13 protein-coding genes are annotated in these 16,756 nt (G+C 63.6%); 1 reads left to right on the forward strand and 12 read right to left on the reverse strand.

The annotated features are described in order from the left end of the window. From KFK14_RS22895 to KFK14_RS22905, 3 genes are read right to left on the reverse strand one after another with little or no spacing between them, the layout of a single operon-like run. Window positions 1-1,533: a DHA2 family efflux MFS transporter permease subunit gene (locus KFK14_RS22895; RefSeq protein ID WP_212609266.1), complete on the reverse strand. Its 1,533-nt coding sequence runs from the start codon at window positions 1,531-1,533 to the stop codon at window positions 1-3. Between the two features lie 2 nt (window positions 1,534-1,535). Beyond that, window positions 1,536-2,690 (reverse strand): EmrA/EmrK family multidrug efflux transporter periplasmic adaptor subunit, encoded by a 1,155-nt coding sequence (locus tag KFK14_RS22900; protein ID WP_212609267.1) that lies wholly within the window; start codon window positions 2,688-2,690, stop codon window positions 1,536-1,538. Beyond that, window positions 2,683-4,140 carry an efflux transporter outer membrane subunit gene (locus KFK14_RS22905; protein WP_246524754.1) on the reverse strand — a complete coding sequence of 486 codons (1,458 nt, stop codon included), beginning with the start codon at window positions 4,138-4,140 and terminating at the stop codon, window positions 2,683-2,685. Before KFK14_RS22905 ends, KFK14_RS22900 begins: the two co-directional genes overlap by 8 nt. Before the next feature lie 87 nt (window positions 4,141-4,227). Here KFK14_RS22905 and KFK14_RS22910 point away from each other — a divergent pair, with 87 nt between their 5' ends. Beyond that, window positions 4,228-4,893 (forward strand): TetR/AcrR family transcriptional regulator, encoded by a 666-nt coding sequence (locus tag KFK14_RS22910; protein WP_212611272.1) that lies wholly within the window; start codon window positions 4,228-4,230, stop codon window positions 4,891-4,893. A 59-nt stretch (window positions 4,894-4,952) separates the two neighbouring features. Here the strand turns inward: KFK14_RS22910 and KFK14_RS22915 are convergent, their stop codons facing one another. The 9 genes from KFK14_RS22915 to KFK14_RS22955 form a co-directional block, all read right to left on the reverse strand. Further along, entirely contained in the window at window positions 4,953-7,247 is a 2,295-nt protein-coding gene (locus tag KFK14_RS22915; protein WP_212609269.1) for a TonB-dependent receptor, read from the reverse strand. A 121-nt stretch (window positions 7,248-7,368) separates the two neighbouring features. Further along, window positions 7,369-8,127 (reverse strand): enoyl-CoA hydratase/isomerase family protein, encoded by a 759-nt coding sequence (locus KFK14_RS22920; RefSeq protein WP_212609270.1) that lies wholly within the window; start codon window positions 8,125-8,127, stop codon window positions 7,369-7,371. Further along, window positions 8,124-9,812, reverse strand: a complete 1,689-nt coding sequence (locus KFK14_RS22925) for an AMP-binding protein (RefSeq protein ID WP_212609271.1) — start codon at window positions 9,810-9,812, stop codon at window positions 8,124-8,126. The genes KFK14_RS22920 and KFK14_RS22925 overlap by 4 nt, the downstream gene beginning before the upstream one ends. Window positions 9,813-9,823: 11 nt before the next feature. After that, a complete protein-coding gene (locus KFK14_RS22930) occupies window positions 9,824-11,470 on the reverse strand; it encodes a flavin-containing monooxygenase (RefSeq protein WP_212609272.1) in 1,647 nt (548 codons plus the stop codon). Window positions 11,471-11,474: 4 nt separating this feature from the next. Further along, on the reverse strand, window positions 11,475-12,368 hold the full coding sequence (locus tag KFK14_RS22935) for an SMP-30/gluconolactonase/LRE family protein (RefSeq protein WP_212609273.1): 894 nt from the start codon (window positions 12,366-12,368) through the stop codon (window positions 11,475-11,477). Between the two features lie 13 nt (window positions 12,369-12,381). Beyond that, on the reverse strand, window positions 12,382-13,539 hold the full coding sequence (locus KFK14_RS22940; protein ID WP_070154815.1) for an FAS1-like dehydratase domain-containing protein: 1,158 nt from the start codon (window positions 13,537-13,539) through the stop codon (window positions 12,382-12,384). After that, entirely contained in the window at window positions 13,536-14,507 is a 972-nt protein-coding gene (locus KFK14_RS22945; RefSeq protein ID WP_212609274.1) for a CoA transferase, read from the reverse strand. The genes KFK14_RS22940 and KFK14_RS22945 overlap by 4 nt, the downstream gene beginning before the upstream one ends. Further along, window positions 14,504-15,646: a CoA transferase gene (locus KFK14_RS22950; protein WP_212609275.1), complete on the reverse strand. Its 1,143-nt coding sequence runs from the start codon at window positions 15,644-15,646 to the stop codon at window positions 14,504-14,506. Before KFK14_RS22950 ends, KFK14_RS22945 begins: the two co-directional genes overlap by 4 nt. Before the next feature lie 187 nt (window positions 15,647-15,833). Further along, a complete protein-coding gene (locus tag KFK14_RS22955; RefSeq protein WP_212609276.1) occupies window positions 15,834-16,604 on the reverse strand; it encodes an IclR family transcriptional regulator in 771 nt (256 codons plus the stop codon). Window positions 16,605-16,756: the final 152 nt, after the last annotated feature.

The raw sequence follows: 16,756 nt of genomic DNA on the forward strand, positions 1-16,756 counted from the left end.
TCAGTGCCCGCCTGCGCCCGGTCCGACGATATGGCTGGGCTTGGGCAGCAGCCAGACGGTCGCGAAGCTGACCACCAGAGCGGCGGCTGCGATCAGGAAGGTGTAGTTGAGCGCCACCACCATCGTCTGTTGATCCACCAGATTGGCGATGAAGGCCCGGCTCTGGTCGGCCGTCATGCCAATCTGCGAGAGTTGCGACAAAGCATCGTCCGGATGCAGCGCACCGGAAATTTCGTTGCGCGACACGCGCTGCGCGTCGCCCCATGCGGTAAGCACCAGCGAAGTCGATACGGCCACGGCCAATGTGCGCACGAAATTCTGAAGGCCCGCCGCCGACGCTATTTCATCCGGATCGACCGCGCTCAGCATCAGCGTCGTCATGGGGATCATGAAGAACGGCATGCCGAAGCCCTGGATGAATTGCGGCAGGGCCAGCGACCAGAAATCCGCCGAACTGGTCCAGCCCGCCCGCGCAACCGACATGACGCCGACCAGCGCGATGCCGACCGACACCATCAGGCGCATGTCCACCTTGCCCATCAGCCGGGCGGCAAACGGCGCGACGAGGATTGCGGACATGGCGGTAAAGGCCGTGATCAGACCCGCCGAGCTTGCGGTATAGCCCATTGAGAGCTGCAGCCATTGCGGTATCGCAACAATGCTCGCGAAATAGGCCCCGAAGCATAGACAGAATGCGATCAGGCCCAAGGAAAACCCGCGATGGCGGAACACCCGCAAATTGACGATCGGATGTTCCTCGGTCAGCTCCCATATCAGGAAGGCGCAGAAACCGATCGCCGCAAATACCGCAAGCATCACGATCATCGGATCGCCGAACCAGTCATGGTCGCGGCCGATGTCGAGCATGATCTGCAGGCAGCCGATCCAGAAAACCAGCAGCGCAAGACCCACAAGATCGATGGGGTTCTTCTTCGTCGGCGTGTCCACGGGCCGGAGCAATGCGTAAGCGCCGATCAGGCAGACCACCGCCACCGGAGCATTGATGAAGAAGATCCAGTGCCAGCTCCAGTTATCGCTGATATATCCGCCCAGGATCGGTCCTAGCGCCGGGCCAAGCAATATCGTCATCGTCCACAGACCCATTGCCCTGCCCCGCTGTTCGGGCGGGTAGACGCGGGTGAGCAGCATCTGCGACATCGGCATCAGCGGCCCGCCGCACAGGCCCTGCCCGATCCGGGAAAAGACGATCATGCCCAGCGTCATCGACAGGCCGCACAGCACCGAAAACAGGCCGAAGCCGACCATGCCGCCAATGTAAAGCCGCACCGCGCCGAAACGCTGCGCCAGCCATCCGGTCAGGGGCACCGAGATCGCCTCCGCCACGGCATATGAGGTGATCACCCATGTACCCTGATCCGCCGAAATGCCCAGATTGCCGGCAATGTGCGGCACTGACACGTTGGCGACCGTCAGGTCGAGCACGACCATGAAATTGGTGAGCGCCAGGACAAGGCCGCCAAGCAGCCGCTGTCTTGGCGTCAACCGGTCCCAGGGCGTGGCGCTGTCATTCACCGTCAATCGCCCGACAGGTCGATTTCGACTTCGGTGGAAAGACCGACGCGCAGGGGATGTTCGGCAAGCTCCTTCGGGTCGAGCGCGATGCGTACCGGCAGGCGCTGCACCACCTTGATCCAGTTGCCGGTCGCGTTCTGCGCCGGGATCAGCGCCAACGACGATCCGGTCCCGCCCGAAAAGCCTGCGACTTTTCCATGATAGACGACATCGCCGCCATAGATGTCCGCCGTGACGGTCGCAGGCATGCCCACCTTCACCCGGCGGAGCTGACGTTCCTTGAAATTGGCGTCGATATAGACCTGCGACAGCGGAATGATCGTCATGATCGGACTGCCCTGCGCCACGCGCTGGCCGACCTGCACCTGCCGCCGCGTCACCACGCCGTCGATCGGCGCCCGGATGACGGTGCGGTCAAGATCGAGGCGGGCATTGTCCAGCCGCGCCTTCGCGGCCAGCACGCCGGGGTCGGTGTCCACGGTCGACCCGCGCACCAGGGCGTCATTGGCCTCCAATTCGCCATTGGCGGCCTGCAGGTTGGCCTGCGCCTGCGCCACGCCAGCCCGCGCGAGGTCGAGCGCTGCCTTCGCCGCGGCATAAGCCTTGCTCGCGCTGGTCAGTTCGTCGCCAGACACAGCGCCCGCCGGAGCCAGCGCCTTGCGCCGTTCGAAATCGATCTTCGCCTTGTCGAAATCGGCCTGTGCGCTGGCCAGGCTCGCACGGGCCTGCACGATATCCGCGCCGCGCGCATCCACCTGCGACGAGAGCGCGCCGCTGGTCGCCGCCGTCTGGCGGAACTTGCGCCGGGCCTCGGCCAGATCGGCCTCCGCCTGCGCAATCGCGATACGGGGATTGGTGGGGTCCAGCTTGACCAATATGTCGCCGCGCTTGACCGCCTGCGTATCGCTGACCGCGACTTCAGTCACCTGGGCGGAAATGAGCGGCGTCACCTGCGCCATCTCCGCATTCACATAGGCATTGTCGGTCGACACATGGTTCCGGCCGATCAACAGATACCACAGCGCGACAATGATGCCGATGATAAGCACGGCGAGAGCCAGCCGGACCAGCCATTTCCTGCGGGCTTCCTGGCGCTCGGTTTTCGCCGTTTCCTCCTGGGACGTTTCGGGGAAGGCTTCGGAGGGGGCATCAGCCATTGGGCACATCCTTGGCAAGAGCGTCGCCAGCGGCAAAGCCGCCGCCCAGCGCGCGGATCAGGGCGATATCGAGCGCGAAGGCCCGTGAATCGAGTTGCGCGACGGCTTGCCGCGTGCTGAGCAGCCGTTCCTCGACGGTCAGCACGTCGAGATAGGTGGACAGTCCGCCCTCGTAACGCAATCTCGCAACCTTGTAGCTATCCTCGGAGGCCGCCAGCGCCGCGCGCGCGTCTGTCAGGCGGCTGCCGAGCGCGCGCTGGCTGGTCACGACATCGGCGACCTCGCGATAGGCGTCGACGACCGTGCGGTCATAATTGGCCACCGCCTCGTCATAGGTCCCGCGCGCGCCGCGATATTGTCCGGCAAGCGCACCGCCATGGAAAAGCGGCAGGCTGATCGCCGGACCAGCGCTGCCGTAGATCGAATCCTTCTTGGCCAGCAGGTCCAGGCCCAGCGACTGCACGCCCACAAGCGCCGACAGGTTGATCGCCGGAAAGAAATCGGCTTTCGCCACCTTGATCCGCTTCGCGGCCGCCTCGGCGCGTGCGAGAGCGGCGGCAACGTCCGGCCGGCGGGCGACGAGATTTGTCGTGATGCCCGCGGGCAGGCCCCGCGCACCCACGGTTACGGCGGACGGCCGCTGGATATCCAGCCCCCGGTCCGGCCCGGCGCCAAGCAGCGCGGCGATCTGGTTCCGCCGCAGGGCGATCGACTCATCGGCCGCCGCAAGATCGGCGCGCGCCAGCGAAAGACCGGATTCCGCCTGACGCAAGTCGCCGCGCGTATCCAGCCCGCTGTCCAGCCGGTCGCTCACCAGCTTGCGGGTCGCGACGCGGATGTCGAGCGCGCCCTGCGCGATATCGCGTTCCGCATGCAGGCGGGAAAGGTCGGCATAAGCGTCTGCGATCGCCGTCGCCAGCATCAGCCGCGCCTGCGCAACATCGATCCGCGCCGCATTCGCCTCGGATGTCGCAGCCGCCAGCGCCGCGCGGTTACGGCCCCACAGATCGACATCCAGACCCAGGGAAAGATTGGCCATCCCATGATCGTTCCACCCTCTGGGCAGGAACGCCTTGAACTCATCGGGATAGCCCATGTTGAGGCTTTGGCGGTCGGCAGTGATGCTGCCCCTGGCGTCCAGGCTCGGCAACAGCGCCGCACCAGCCTGCTGCGCCAACCCTTCCGCCCGGCGCAGTCTGGCGACGGCAGCCGCAACGTCGGGAGCGCCATTCAGCCCTTCCTCGATCAGCCTGTCGAGCTGAGAATCGCCATAAGCCCGCCACCAGCCGTCACCTGGCCAGGAGGCGTCGCTCGCTTGCAGACTGCGCGCAGCGGCGACGCTTTCCGCCGTCCGCAAGGTGGGAAGCGGCCCCAGATCGGGTGTCGCCGCGCATCCGCCCAGCACGATCAATGGAAGGATGACAGCGGAATGTAAGAGCCTTTGCCGCATAGATAACCGTACCATCTAGTATGGATTCCGCCTTTGAGCCTGGGTCAGCGGCTTGTCAACCAGAATATCGTACTTTATGGTACGGTTATGGGTCCGCAACCGGAAATTTCCTCTCTCAGCCGTCGTGAGGCGCGCCGCCAGGACCGGCGCGACATCATCATGGACGTGGCGCAGACGTCCTTTCTAAACCATGGCTATGCCGGCACGACCATGTCCGGCATTGCTGCGGCGCTCGGCGGATCGAAGGGCACGCTCTGGAATCACTTCTCCTCCAAGGAGGAATTGTTCGAGGCCGTGGTTGATCGCGCGACTAGGGCGTATCGCGCGCAGCTTGCGGAGATTCTGGCCAGTCCCGGCGACGATCTCCGCACCACCCTCATCCGCGCGATGCAGAGCATTTTGAACAAGGTCCTCTCACCGGGCGCAATTGCCCTGCACCGGCTGATCGCGGCCGAAGCGGAACGCTTCCCGGAAATTGGCCGCATCTTCTACGAACGGGCGCCGAAACAGACACGCTTGATCCTGGCCCGCTTCATTGAGGAGGCGATGGCGAGCGGCCAGTTGCTGCGCGACGACCCGGAGGCCGCCGCCGGAGCATTATTGTCGCTGGGCATCGGCAAGTCGCAACAGAAACGGCTGGTGGGCCTGATGGACTTGCCTGCGCCGGAACTTATCGAGGCGGATGCGGACTTTGCGGTCAGCCTATTCCTGCGCGCCTATATGGTCCCCGCAGAGGATCATCCGCGGCAATAGGGATTCGTCCGCACCGCTTTTCGTCACCCTGGCCCGCTTTCGATCCCCTTCCCCCGCAATCAAAAGCGGATCGTCGCCTCCACGCCATAAGTGCGCGGCGAACCGCCGAAGCCGAAAATGCCCCATGTCGGCGTCTGCGTCGCGTCGAAATAATTGGTGTTGGACAGGTTGCGGCCATAGGCGCGGATGGTGAGCTGTTCCGTCGGCATATAGGACAGGCTGGCGTCCACCAGATCATAGCCCGGCTGCACCGCCTGCGGCGTATTGATCAGGTCAGTGTAGATCTTGCTGAAGTAGGAATAGGACACGCGCGCCGACCAGTCGCCCGGAACGACCGGAATGCTGAAATCATATGTCGCGGCCGCGGTCGCCGTATATTTCGGCACGCGCTCGAAACTGAGCTGCTTGGCCAGCGCCGGGTCGGGGATGCGGTCGCCGGTAAGGTCAAGGCCGTCGAACCGGTCATAGGATGCATCGGTAAGGCCGAAGGCGCCGTCGAACGTCAGCCCGTCGATCGGCTGCAGGCTCGCCTCAACTTCTATGCCCTTGATGGTCGCGCTAGCGGCGTTGAGGATCGTCTGGGTCGATTGGGTCGATGTCAGCACCTTTTGAATGTCATCATATTTGGTGACAAAGACCGCGACATTCAGGCGCGCCCGGCGGTCGAGGAAGGTGGCCTTGAAGCCAGCCTCGAACGATGTCGCCTTCTCCGGATCGGAAGGACCGATGCCCGCGCCGGGGTCCGCCGGAGCAGGCGCGGGCGTGGCGCGGCCGTTGAAATTGCCGCTGCGAAAACCGCGCGTCCAGGAGCCGTAGAGCAGCAGGTCGCGATTGGCCTGCCAACTGATCGCTGCGCGCGGCGACACGTCGTTCCATGATCCCTTCCGCCGCTGACGGTCGGTCAGGCAGGCGTCAAAGCCAACGCCCGGACAGGTCCGCAGCAAAGCGATGGCGATCGCCTTGCGTTCCGACGTGTAGCGCGCGCCGCCCGACAGGGTGAGGCCATCCAGCACGGTCCAGTCGACATTCGCGAATACCGATTTGTTGCTGGACGTCTGCCGATAGGTCCCCTCCTGATATTGGGTGGTGAACGGCCCGGCGGCGCTGACGATCAGCGTGTTGCGAATACGCCGCTCGACGGCGGTCATGGTGAGATGCTGATAATAAGCGCCGGCGAGAATCTTGATGCGGTCGGAGAAAGAGGAAGCAAAGCGTAGCTCGCTGCTGAACTGGTCCGAATCATTCTTGTTGTCGGGGAAGTGCAGGAGCGTGAAGGGCGTTGCGTCGATGTCGATCGTCGCATCATGATTCACTTTCCGCCAGCCGGTGCTGGACGTGATCGTGCCGACGCCGACATTCCAGTTCGCCTCCAGCGTCGCGCGATCCGTGACGATCTTCGTGCGGCCGATAATGTCGTGATCAATCTCATAGCTGAAAGGCGGCGGCGTATAGCCCAGCACTGACAACAAGGGTCCCCTTGGCACGATGATGCGCGCATCATTGCCGCCATAGGTGGCGTCCACATGTTCGGCGATCAGGGAGATGTCGACCTGATCGGTCGGCTCCCAGACGATAGTGGGCCGTATGAGCAGCACATCGTCGCGCACCTCATGCCCCGTCGCATTGCCATAAAGCTGCGCCGCCGTGCCCGTGGGCGTCGGGACGATGGTCCCGCCGTTCCGGTCTTCCGAAAGGCCGCGGGACTTGCGATGCAGAACCGCGATCTTCGCGCGCAGACGGTCGTTCAACGGCCCTTCGACGATCAGCGACTGGTCGAAGCGGCCGCCATTGCCGACGCGCACGGAAGCTTCGACCCCGAAGCTGTCAGCGGGCAGGCGGCTCTTGAGCACCACAGCGCCGCCGGTGGCGTTGCGACCCAGAAGGACGCCCTGCGGACCGCGCAAAATTTCGACAGAACCCAGATCGAACGTGTCGACAAGCGTGCCATAGGGATCGCCAAAGGCAATGCCGTCGGCCACCACGACGACCGTGGGATCAAGCGTGCGCAGGCTGTTGTTCACGCTCAGCCCGCGAATGGTGAAGTTCGCGAAGCCGGGGAAGGACGCCGCCGTCTGAAGCTGCACATTGGGCGCGAGCCGGCCCACATCGACGATGCTGGTGATCTGCGCCTTGTCCAGCGTATCGGTGGAGATCGCGGTGATCGCTGCGGGCACACGTTGAAGGGACTCCGCACCCTGCTTGCGTGCGGTGACGACAATATCGGTAAGCCCGTGGGTCTCGCTTCCGGTTTCCGCAGACTGGTCTGATGACTGCGCCTCGGCCCTGCCCGTGGCTATAATACTGGCGGACGGAAGCAAAATCACCCATTTCAGGCGTCGATTGAAAATAGACACAAGCATCTCTCCTCTAAATGCCAGAGTATATTATCATTTTGTGTTATTTTTTATTTTCAACATTAATGTTGATAACGAGATAAATTGATATGGCAACCCAAAATTTCGAATTACTGATCACTTAATGTCGGTTAAGGAATGCGTTTACGCCGGCTTCTGCCTCCGGCCCGGAAAAAACTGTGCGGACATAGCGATCCTCGACATCCAGGCCCGAATCGCTGACGGCGGAACCGGCAGCGGCGATGCATTGGCGGATCGCGTCCACGGCCGGGGCGCTGTAACAGGTCGCCTCGCGGCCGAACGCGATGGCCGCTTCCTCGACTCTCGCCGATGGCGGACAGGCCCGATGCACCAGGCCGATGGCAAGCGCTTCCTCCAACGAGAATGTGCGGCCGGTCAGCATCAACTCCTCCGCCCTCGCGCGGCCGATCAGCGCGGGCAGGAACTGCGTCCCCGCATAGGCGGGCAGAAGGCCAAGCTTCACTTCGGGCAGGCCGAAGCTCGCATGCTGCGCAGCAATGCGGAAGGTGCAAGCCATCGCCAGTTCCAGCCCGCCGCCAAGAGCGAGGCCATTGACCGCCGCCACCGACAGCACCGGAGAACGCGACAGCCGCACGAACAGCGACCGCGCCATCGCGCTTTTCGACAGGCGATCTTCCATCGCCATATCCTGCATTTCGGTAAGGTCTGTTCCGGCGCAGAACGCCTTCTCCCCCCGGCCGGCAATGACGAGCAGACGGGCGCCCTCGCGTTCAAGCCGGTCAAGGCATTCCGCCAGCCCCATCAATACGGGCTTGGTAAGCGCATTCAGTTTGGCCGGGCGGTCTATCGTGAATACCGCGCCATCTTCCAATGGCCGGATGTCATATTCCACGCTCACCGCGATGCCCGCCCGGCAAGCTCCAATGCAGCTTCTGCGGACCGCCAATAATCGCCCGCCTCATGATCCCAGGTCTCCGGCGTCAGACCGCGCTCGCCCATCTGGCGCAGCGCGACGCGCTTCACCTTCTCGGTGTGCGTCTTGGGCAGCTCGTCCAGCATCTCATAATAACGCACGGTCAGCGAGCGGGGCAGCGTCTCAAGCAATTCCTCGGCCAGCGTCGCATGGACGACTTCTACGGAGGGCATCAGCTTGATGCAGAGCTTGATGTCGTCCTCGCCCAATGCGGATGGCACCGCGATCGCCGCGCATTCCAGCACCGCAGGATGCGAAGACGCAATCTTCTCGATCTGCTCGCAGGAGATGTTGACGCCGCGGCGGCGAATGCGGTCCCCGGCACGGCCCAGGAAATAGAAATAGCCTTCCTCGTCCCGCCGGGCGCGGTCGCCGGTCTTGAACCAGAGGTCGCGCCACGCGGCGACGGTCTGCTCGGCATCATTATAATAGCCCAGGAACATCACATTGGGATAACGGGGGCGCACATAGATTTCGCCTTCCGCGCCATCGGGCAAGGCGAAGCCATCTTCGTCGGCGATCTTGATTTCGAACAGGCCAGACTCCTTGCCGCAACTGCCCGGACGCCGTTCTTCGCCATCGGGGAAATGCATGACGACCGTCAGTTCGCTCATATCGTAAATCGCGACGATCCCGACGCCGAACCGCTGCTCAAACTCCGGATAATATCCAGCCGCCGTATACATGCGCACGACATTGTGCTGGCGGTCCAGCGGCGATTCCGGCTGCTTCATGAGCAGCGGGATCAGCGGATCGAGAATATGGGCGCGCGTGACGCCGTGCTGGCGCAGGTCGTTCCAATATCCGCTCGCGCTGAACTTGCGGGCGACGATCATCGTCGCGCCGCCGCACAGCGTCATCAGCACGCCCATCACGGTGGAAAACACATGATGGAAAGGGAAACAGGTATACATCGTCTCCCCTTCCCCGACGTCCAGCAATTCCCCCACCTTGCGCGCATTGGACAGCATATGGCCATGGTCCATCATCACGCCCTTGGGCAGCCCCGTGGTGCCGGAACTGAACCGGATGGACGCAAGCACGCGCGGATCGATGTCAGGCAGCGCAACGCTGCTTGCGCTTCCGACGGCTTCAACCTCGCGCAAGGGAACGACGCGTCCAATACCCTGCGGCAAATCCCCCGCCGCAGACAGGCTGTCGAAAAGCGCGTCGGGAAGCACCATCAGTTGGATCTGCGCCCGCGCTTCGGGGCTTGCGGTGCTGAGCGCTTCCAGGCCCACCGCGTCGGCCAGGATCGCGCTGACCTCAATTTTCTGAATGGCGTGATTGAGCACTTCACCCTGAAAATCGGGGTTGATGGGCACATCGACCATGCCCGCCTGGAGAGACGCAAACCAGCCGAGAACATGCATCACGGACCCGGCGAGAACAAAGCCAAGCCGGGCGCCGGTGGGAATGCCCATCGCGATAAAGCCGCGCGCAATATTGACGGAGCGGTCCGCCGCCATCCGATAGGTGAGAAGCTCGCCATCCGTGATGAACTTCAAATATGGCTTGTCCCCATATTCCTCCGCACGCGCATGCAGGATCGCGCAAATGGAATCCGGCCGTGCACTAAGGTCTGCCTCCCGCAGGGTCCTCGCGAACATATATCCTCTCCTTACGCTTGCTTCAGCTTGAAACCGGGATACCCCTGTTCCGTCTGTTCGCCGATCGCCCGGCGATATCGCTGCGCGCCGCCTGCATAGACGATCGCCTTTGGTTCATAGTCCCGGTCGATGTTGGAATTATAGCCGGTGAACCATGACTGCTGCTGCGCGAACAGGATTTTCTTCGCCATCTGCTGGACATGCTCGCCCCAGTCCGCCTCGACCTGGTGATGCGGCTCAAACCGGTCAATGCCGCGCTCGCGCAGGAATGCGATAAAGTCGGCGCACCAGTCGACCGCTTCCTCGATACCGCGCGGAAAGTTTGTCGCGACCGATCCGCTCAAGGGGCCCGCCACCGTCAGGAGATTGGGGAAGTCCGCGACGGCGAGACCGAAAGCGGCCACTGGCCCCTCCCGCCATTTTTCCTTCAGCGTGACACCGCCGACGCCGGCGAAGTCGATCCGCTCAAACGCGCCCGTCACCGCATCGAAGCCGGTGGCGTAGATGATGATGTCGAACGGAATTTCCTCGGCGCTGGTGCGGATACCCGTTGGCGTGATGCTTTCGATCGGCGTTTCGCTCAGGTCGACGAGGCGGACATTGTCGCGATTGTAGACCTCATAATAGCGGGTCTCCATCGGCACGCGGCGGGTGCCGAAACCATGGTCGCGCGGGACGAGCTTGTCAGCAACGGCCGGGTCCTTCACCCTTTCGCGGATCTTGCGCTCTACGAACTTCGAAAATTCGACATTGGCTTCATTGTCGACAAGGACGTCCTTGAAATTGCCGAGCCAGATGCCGAAGCCCGATCCGGCGTAGAGATCCTCCCAGAACGCCTCCCGCTCCTCCGCCGGCACTTCGAACATCTTGCGCGGATCGGCATCGTGCAGGAAGCCGCTGGGCGTCGCATGGCACCGCGCGAAAATCTCGTCATAGCGGGTCTTGATGTCCGCCATATCCTCGGATGAAATCGGCCCGTTGTTGAGCGGCGCGCACCAGTTGGGCCGCCGCTGGAACACGGTCAGAGTGCCCACCTGATCGGCGATTGCGGAGATGAGCTGAACGCCGGTCGCGCCAGTGCCGATCACGGCGACCCGCTTGCCCGTATAGTCGACCCCTTCGGCCGGATAATTATAGGTGTGGAACGACTGTCCCTTGAAGCTGTCGACACCCGCATAGCGCGGCGGCGTCGGCGCGGACAACAGCCCGATCGCGGTCAGCAGGAAGCGGGTCGTAATCTGGCGGCCATCCGCCAGTCCGACATGCCAGCACAAAGCGCCCTCATCCCAGCGCGTGGAGACGACCGAGGCATTGAACTGCATGTTCTCGCGAAGGTCGAACTTGTCGACCACATGATGCAGATAGCGTTCGGTTTCGTGGCGCGGCGCGAATTTCTCGGTCCAGCTCCATTCGCTGAGCAATTCCTTGGAGAAGGAATAGCCGTAGGTCTCGCTTTCCGAATCGAACCGGCAACCGGGATAGCGGTTCCAGTGCCAGGTGCCGCCGACGTCACCGGCCCGCTCCAGGACAGTGAAGCGCGCGCCCATCTGCTTCAGCCTGTAGGCCAGATAGATGCCGCAAACGCCCGCGCCGATCACGATGACCTCATAATCGGGGTCGCCGTGCGGGGCCGCTGGAAGATTGCCTTGGTCTGTCATATTTTTATCCCGCAAAGAAATAGCTCGGCAATCCCGACACGCCGGGACGGCAACGGAAAAGTGCGCCTGCATGCGGCTGGCCCGCGAGTTCCTCCTCGCTCAGGCCATGGCGCGCCGTGGTGATGTAAAGGTCCTTCAGACCTTCGCCGCCGAAGTTGCAGCTCGTGACGCAGGTCACTGGCAACGTCACCTGGCCAACCAGCCTTCCGGCGGGGTCGTAGCGGTTCACCTTCCCGCCCTTGTATAAGGCGAGCCAGACATGGCCTTCCGCATCCACGGTGATGCCGTCGGGGAAACCGTCCGCCCGGTCGACGTCGACAAACCGCCGCCGCCCGGAAATCTCGCCCGTTTCGATGTCATAGTCGAAACAGTCGATCCCGCGTGTCGACGTGTCGACATAATAGAGCCGGGTCTCGTCCGGGCTCCAGGCGATGCCGTTGGACACGGTCACGCCGGGCAGCACATGGTGCAGAGACAGATCGGGATCGACGCGATACAGGGCGGAAGCGCCGCGTTCGAAAGGCATGGACAAGGTGCCAGACAGCAACCGGCCACGGGAATCGCACTTGGCGTCGTTCATACGATGATTGGGCTTGTCCTGCTCGATCGGCACCAGCAGGCGCGTATCGCCAGTGGACGCCACCGCCAGCAAACCGTCGATCGAGGACGCAACCATGCCGCCGCTGCGCCGCGGGATCGCCGCGCCGATCACCGGGCCGACATCGACATGCGACACACCACCCGTCGCCGGATCGAAACGATGGACCCGGCCGACATTGGAATCGACAAAGACCAGCGTGCCGGTCACATCGTCCCAGATCGGTCCCTCGCCCAGATCATTGCCGATATCCGCGACCACCTCCAGCGAGGCGTTCAGTTCGACGGTTTGGAGGAGCATGCCGTCCTCCCCCTCAAGCCGTCAGGTGAACCGGCCAGCGCACCGGCCCTTTGTCGCGCGAGGGAAGGATGACGGTCGCCGTGCCGTTGGCCGACTCCGCGCCCTCCTGATTGGTGGCGATCAGGGAAAGCTCGACAACAGCATGGTCGCCATTGACCGTCTTGCCCGTCACGCAGCCGCGCCACCAGATGGTGTCGCCAACCAGATTGGGCCGGCGGACCGCGATGTCCAGCTTGTGCAGGAAGCCGTGATCGCCCATCCAGTTGCTCAGCATATGCTGCGCCCAGGAAATGCGCTGAGGCCCGATGTCATAGGCCCCGCCCATGCCGACATCGCCTCCGGTTTTCGCCTCCAGATGGCCGCGTCCGGCGGACTCGCGCGCGCCTGTCGTCTTGTTTACATGATAGTCCGCGTGGCGCTGGCGATAGCGCAGCGCGTCGCCATGCACGCCGCCATAGGGCTGCGCGCCCTGCTGCGCGGAATACCATGCCATAATGTCCACGATGCTGAGCGGCCCGCGCACCACCTGCGGAATCGCGATGCCGACCTCGACATCCTCCCAGTAGAGCGGCCGGTCGCCGGTGCGCGGCTCCGCCAGCACCTCGCTCTCTATTCTTTCTATTTCCTCGGCAGTGTAGCTGTGCGGCTCCTTGGCGGCGACATGCTCCTTGCCCTTCGCCTCCACCAGCTTGTCCCCGCGCGGCGTGCGCGCGCAGCGGCCGAGCGCGGTCGCGACAAGACGGTCATGCTGGTTGAAGAAGCGCACCTCGCCGGTCTGCAGCACCCATGTCGGGAAACGGCGGCCGCTCTTTTCCTCCTGCTTCACCAGGCGGGCCTCCACCCGGAAGCTGTCGTCGATGAAGATCGGCTCGTGCCAGGTCCAGGCGGTGCCGGCGTAAATCCACTGCACGCCGGGCAGCTTGGGCGCGACGACGGTATTGTCGACCGCATAGAGCAGGCACGGCGGCGCGATAATCTTCCCCCAGGGCGATTGCGCCGCATAGTCGCGATCCTGCCACAGCGGATTATTGTCCCCGATGCCCCAGGCGAAATGACGGATGGCGTCGCGCGTCGCCGCCTCTATCCACTGCATCCGGTCGCGCCGCAGCGGCACGTCGATCAGGGTCGCCGCCTCCGCGATCTTCTCAGGCGTTATCGTGCCCCAGCTCATGACGTCTGTGTCTCCAATATCTTGGCGCGCCGCACCGTGAAGGGCGGGCGCGGCTGACCATCGGGCGCGAAGAAGGCGGGACGGAACACGTCCCACGCCTTCGCTTCGTCCAGCGACAGCACCGGCGCGATCGGCGCGCCCGTGACCATCGCGCGTTCCAGAAGATGACGGCGATCCCGCTTCATCAGCTCGGCATCGAGCAGCGGCAGAACCTTGGAGTCATCCTCCGACAGGCGGAAGGGATTCTGGAAAGCCGGGTCCTTCCCCCATTCCGGGTCATCCAGCGCGGCGAGAACGGCGTGCCAGTCTGGCCGCGACCGCGCCTGCACCGCCATGAAGCCGTCGCGGCAGCGGAAAAAGCCCTGCGGAAAGACCCCGCCATGCTCAATCGCGGTGCGCCCGTTGCGACGCCAGCCATAGGGCACGCCGGCATGGTTGCCCGAATTTTGCTCGGCAAAGGCGCGCAGCAGGTCGGCCGCGGACACGTCTATCCTGCGCGGGCTGGTTTTCGCGTCGGTGTCGCGCGCGACCTTCAGGCTGAGCGCCAGGCTCGCACCGAACAGGCCTGCCCATTTTTCCGGGATTTTCGCGGGCATCACGCCCGGCGCGCCGTCGGGCGCGCCGATCACGGTGGAGACGCCGGAGACGGCCGATGCGAAATCGCCAAGGCCGGGACGATCCACCTCATAGTCCCACAGATAGATTTCGACCGCGCCCTCGGCCGTCGCCGCGTCCGCCGGAATCGCGTCCCCGGCGATGAGCAGGGCGAGAGGCGCAGGGCTGATGGCGCGCGCCTCCTTAAGCGAACGCGCGCCCGTCACGCGGCAACCAAATTGCTGCAGCCACCGCGCGGCGTGCAGAACCGCGCGATTGGTGCCGACGATGACGAAATGGCTGTCGCCTACGCACAGCGCGCGCTCGGCCATGCCGGACCCAACCTCGTCCCTATCCGTCCCGATCATAGTCATGCAGCGTCACTCCGCGGGTTGGACAGCGAGGCGTAGCGATCATGGGACCAGCCCAGCAGGCGGCCGAGCACATAGGCATTGCCTTCGCCCAGGGTCGGCGCCGTCTTGCGAAGCGGCGCGCGATTGCCGTCGATCCACCAGGGCGCGGCGACGATATTCTCCACGCCGCTCACTGGATGGATCGTCGAAAGCAGCGTCCCCTCATTGGCCGCCCCAGCGCCGAACGCCGCAGCTTCCTCGATGATCTTCACCGCCCTGGCGCCTGCCGCCTCGATGATATGCAGCGCCTGGGCGATCGGCAGGATCGATGCCGCCTCGGTCAGCTCCTCCAGATCGGCGACGTTGATGCGGCCCTCCCAGTTGACGCAGAGATGCTGGCCGTCGCTCGTCTGCACGATGGCCGTAGACGCGCCGGGCAGAGCCGGGTCCAGCCCCAGCTCCTGCGCGACCTTCACCAGTTCCGCATCGTCATCCGCGCCGACATGGCCGGCCGCCTCAAGCTGCGACATCTCCACATGTCCGCCGCGACCCGTGCGGCGCGCGTCGAGGACTGCGGCAATGGCGGTAATCAACCCGTAGCTCGCGGCATTGGGATCGGAAGAGACAAAGGTGGGGGAGCCGAGAAAGCTGCCGTCGCGCGGGTCCACCACACCGGTTTCCAGACCGGACAGCGAGCTGAGCGCAAGGCCGTAAGCGCGCATGTCGGCAAGCCGGGAGGCCGAACCGAAACCCGCGAGCGAGAGCAGCACGATCGCCGGATTCGCCGCCGCCAGCACATCATATCCGACCTTCAGGCGATCCATGGTGCCGGAGGTGAAGTTTTCCAGGACGAGATCGGACTGCGCGACCAGTTCCAGAAACGCCTCGCGATGGTCCGCATCCTTGAGGTCCAGCGTGACGCCGATCTTGTTGCGGTTGAGGCCGTGGAAAGACTGCGACATTTCGCGCCGCACTTCTTCCGGCATCTTGCCCGCAAGGCGCTCGACGCCGCGCGTCCGGTACACGTCGAACCGCTTATACCATTCGACCTTGATCACCTCCGCGCCAAGGTCGGCGAGAAGCTGGCCCAGCAGGGGGCCGGACCACACCCAGCATAATTCAAGGACGCGGACGCCGCGCAGGGGAAGTGCGGCCGTCATGAATTTCGCGCCTGCGCGATCATGGGCATTCCGCCCATCGACAATATGTTTGCCATGAAAGCCTCTCCAACGGCGCTGCAGAATAGCCTGTCAACGTCAGTGTTTACAAGAGGAGCGTTGTCATGCCTGGAGGATAATTGTCAACAGAAAAAAATATTGTCTTGGCGCAAAATACTGGCGCGCGCGGCTAATCCGCCATCTGACGCGATATAATATCCGCGGAAGTTTTCAGGGCGTCCGCTATGGCCTCGCGCCGATCCATTTCGGGAGCGGCGGAAATGGAGGCGATTCCCACCGCCTTGGTCACGGTTCCATCGGGATTGAATACCGGAGCGGCGAGAGTGGTGACGCCGCGGGCGAACAGGCCGTCATCCTCGGCATAGCCAAATTGCCTGACCTGTTCGACCTGGCCGAGCCAGGTTTCGAAATCGAAGGGCGTCTGCCACCGGATCCGGGAGAATCGCTTCCGCAACTCCGGCAAGGGCGTGGGGCTGAACGCCGCGACGCAGCGGCCGGCCGCCCCCGACAATGTCGGCACCCGGCCGCCGACGGTGACGTTCAACGACATGGAATGGGACGGGCTGACCGAAGCGACGCAGGCGCTGTGATCCGGGTCCAGCGCCGCCGTCGCCATCGCCGTCACGTCAAAGCGCCGGGCTATGTCCTGAAGCAGGGGGCGGGCGATATCGGCAAACTCGGTCCGCCGGACAACGGCCTGCGCCAGTTCCAGCAGGCCGGTTCCCAGTCGATAGGTTTTCTGGTTGCTCTCGATCATGATGAGCCGCGCCGCTGCAAGTTCGCGCAATATGTGAAGCGCCGTGCTGGGCACGATATCGGCGCCGCGCGCGATCTGGGATAGATTCAGCGGCCCGCCCGCATCCGCCAGCAGCCGCAGGATCGCGATCGCGCGGCGCACCGCGGGTACGGTTTTCCCGGAAGCGTCAGAGGATTCAGTCATCCGGCGCGCTTATCGCTCAAGGGCGATATGGCGCAGGTCAATCACAGCAGCCGACAATTCATCCGCATATATTGCTGGCATGCCGCCGCTCCCGACTTGACAATTCTGCTATGTTTGCAATGGCGACAATGCACAATTATTTTGTTTATGTA

The sequence above is a fragment of the Sphingobium phenoxybenzoativorans genome (assembly GCF_018286635.1).
GTDB lineage: Bacteria > Pseudomonadota > Alphaproteobacteria > Sphingomonadales > Sphingomonadaceae > Sphingobium > Sphingobium phenoxybenzoativorans.